The sequence below is a fragment of the Falsihalocynthiibacter sp. BN13B15 genome (genome assembly GCF_041205415.1).
GTDB lineage: Bacteria > Pseudomonadota > Alphaproteobacteria > Rhodobacterales > Rhodobacteraceae > Falsihalocynthiibacter > Falsihalocynthiibacter arcticus.
In genome coordinates, this window is record NZ_JBGFCE010000081.1 from 1 (window position 1) to 552 (window position 552).

The window sequence follows — 552 nt, forward strand, 5'->3', positions numbered from 1 at the left end:
CAGCGCTTCTTCTCGGTTCTGGGTGACCGTGACCTCACTGCGCATTGCTTCTAATCTGCGACGCAATTCCCCGTCGATGCTGCGATTGATATCGCTAATTTGGGCGCTGATGCGGATCATCTCAGGATGCCGTGGGCCCAATGTGCTGGCCAACTGCGCCTGCGCCGCCGCCAATTCCGCGTACTGGCGTTGCAACGTGTCAAGAAGGGGGGATGTCACAACATCCGCGACCCTGCTCAGACCGCCTTCTGTCATGAGAGCTTGAACCTGACCGAGCCTCACTTCGGCATCCGCGCGGTCGGTCGAGCTGCTGACTAAACGTGTGTTCAACTCGGCAAGAAGTTGATTGATGCTGTCCGCATTGCCGTTGGCCACTTCAATCATCTCGGCCCTGAAATCCACCACGGCTTGATCCGCCGCCTCGACTTGCACGCTTAACTCTTCTAGTTGCTTTGCCAACCAGACATTGGCACGTATGGCGGCTTCTGTTTTGGCGGAAAGCTGACTTTGGATGTATTGTTCAGCAACAGCATTGGCGATCTCTGCTGCCCG

General features: G+C 56.5%; 1 pseudogene. It reads right to left on the bottom strand.

From position 1 onward, the window contains the following. Positions 1–552: pseudogene (locus AB9F26_RS22250) on the bottom strand (hypothetical protein); the annotation flags it as partial.